Annotated in this window: 2 protein-coding genes and 1 pseudogene; 2 read left to right on the top strand and 1 reads right to left on the bottom strand. The window is 62.5% G+C overall.

Translation table 11 applies throughout. From position 1 onward, the window contains the following. A pseudogene (locus EOA38_RS39900) lies at positions 1-206 on the top strand (hypothetical protein); the annotation flags it as partial. Between the two features lie 141 nt (positions 207-347). Here EOA38_RS39900 and EOA38_RS34495 read toward each other — a convergent pair. Then, a complete protein-coding gene (locus EOA38_RS34495; protein WP_126093020.1) occupies positions 348-938 on the bottom strand; it encodes a hypothetical protein in 591 nt (196 codons plus the stop codon). Positions 939-1,151: 213 nt separating this feature from the next. Between EOA38_RS34495 and EOA38_RS34490 the strand changes: the two genes are divergently transcribed. Continuing rightward, positions 1,152-2,167: trimethylamine methyltransferase family protein (locus tag EOA38_RS34490; protein WP_145966224.1), on the top strand; the 1,016-nt coding region annotated here is incomplete at its 3' end.

Genomic DNA, 2,167 nt, shown 5'->3' with positions numbered 1-2,167 from the left:
GCCTCACCTTGGGGAATTCTGCGGAACCTCTGATCGACATACCGCTGGGCGGCTGGCGCCCTGCGCCGCGGGAGCTGTTCGCTGTCTATCCGGCCTCACGCCAACTTTCCGCAAAAGTTCGTGCTGCGATCGACCACGCCGCGGCTGGTCTTGACTGGTACAAGCGGCCCGCGATCTCTTCACAGGATCTTGGGCTAAGTCGATAGCGATCTAATGTCTCCCGAAAGTGGGAACCGGTTTTGGGACAAAGACATGCATCAAAACAAAGGGTTAAAGCGCGTCGGTCGAATCCGTTTCGACGCGACGCGCTTTAAGAGCGCGGCGCCGGCGTCAGCCGCAAGCCGCCGTCAGCTGCCGCACTGCCGTAACTGCGTGACGTAGTCGCGGGCCATCTGGTCAGTGGCGCGCGCGTAGCTTTGCACGCCGGCGTCGCCGCGATTGCCGCGGCCGTAGGCGCTCCAGCCGAGATAGTAGGCCAGATAGAGATTGTAGGTGTCGTTGCGGGCGACGCCGAATGTGTCGGCGGTCTTGGAATGATACCAGCCGACGAAATCGACCGCGTCGGCGAAACGAGAGCGGCGCGCCGCCCAATTGCCGGTTTCCATCTGATATTGCGACCAGGTGCCGTCGAGCGCCTGCGAGTAGCCGGCAGCGCTGGAGACATGCTTCCAAGGGATGAAGCCCAGCAGCTTGGTCCGCGGTGGGCGGGCGTTGCTCTTGAAGCCGGATTCCTTGCGCACTGTCGCCATCAGCACCGGGACGGGAACGCCGTATTTCCGCTCGGTGCGTTCCGCGGCCGACTGCCAGTTGTCGAACCAGCCGTCATTCTGGTCGAAGACGGCGCAAACATTGTTGATATGGCTGGGCGCCGTCGCGCAGGCCGAAAGCGCCAGCAGCATGGAGACAGCGACAATTTTACTAAAACTCGACCTACGCATTGGAAGACGAATAGGCCGAAATCATAAAAGGAGTCTTGCCAGCTTCCTTAACGCCGGCCGGAGGCAGGTCGTTCTTGGTGATATCAATATTTCGACTATATGCGTCGTATTCCTTTCCAATGATTTTGAAAAATGCCGCCTTGGCTAAAATCACGCCGGCACATGACGAATTCCTGACAGCCGCCGTTTCGCGTCGGCGCTCTGATGCGCTGCATGACGGAACCTAGACGAAAGCGCGGCGCCGAGCGGACCAGCAACCGGGGGCCCGCCGCCATTCCCCAACTACCGCCGCGACGCGTGGTCAGTCCTTACCCGCCGATGGCGGTGCTTTCGGCCGACCAGATCGAGGCCATCCACCAGGCATCGATGCATATCCTGGAAAATTTCGGCATCGAGGTGATGAGCCCGCGGGCGCTGTCGCTGTTCGAGCGCGCCGGCGCCAGGGTCGATCGCGGCTCGATGAATGTGCGCGTCGATCGCGGCATGGTCGAGGAGGCGCTGAAGACGACGCGCACCAGCTACACGCTCACCCCACGCAACTCGGCCCGCGCCATCCATCTCGGCGGCAACACCATCAACTTCACGCTGGTCGCCGGGCCGCCCAATGTGCACGACATGGAACGCGGCCGCCGCGCCGGCAATCTCGCCGACTATTGCGATCTCGTCCGGCTGGCGCAGCATTTCAACTGCATCCACATGCTCGGCAACCAGGTCTGCGCGCCGATCGAGCTTCCGGCGAACTCGCGCCATCTCGACACCTATTTCGCCAATCTGACGCTGACCGACAAATGCTTCCACGTCTCGGCGATCGGCCGGGGCAGGGCGCTGGACGGCATCGAGATGATGGCCATCTCACGCGGACTGACGCTCGAGCAGATGAGCGAGGATCCGGGCATCGCGACGATCATTTCCGTCAACTCGCCGCGCCGCTTCGACGAGATGATGGCCGAAGGGCTGATGACCATGGCCGAGTTCGGTCAGTCGGTGGCGGTGACGCCGTTCACGCTGATGGGGGCGATGAGTCCGGTGACGCTTGCCGGTGCGCTGGCGCAGCAGAATGCCGAGGCGCTGTTCGGAATCGTGCTGACGCAGCTTGTGCGCCCCGGCGCGCCGGTGATGTACGGCGCCTTCACCTCCAATGTCGACATGAAGTCCGGCGCGCCGGCTTTCGGCACCCCGGAAAACACCAAAGCCAACATCGCCTCCGGGCAATTGGCGCGTCGCTATAA

It is taken from the genome of Mesorhizobium sp. M1E.F.Ca.ET.041.01.1.1, assembly GCF_003997355.1.
GTDB lineage: Bacteria > Pseudomonadota > Alphaproteobacteria > Rhizobiales > Rhizobiaceae > Mesorhizobium.
The sequence above is the reverse complement of the archived record's forward strand: the minus strand, read 5'-3'. Positions and strand labels throughout refer to the sequence as shown.

What these genes read in the sequence shown, in the direction of transcription:
- EOA38_RS34495 (WP_126093020.1), bottom strand. Translation starts at nt 938, where the DNA reads ATGCGTAGGTCGAGTTTTAGTAAAATTGTCGCTGTCTCCATGCTGCTG.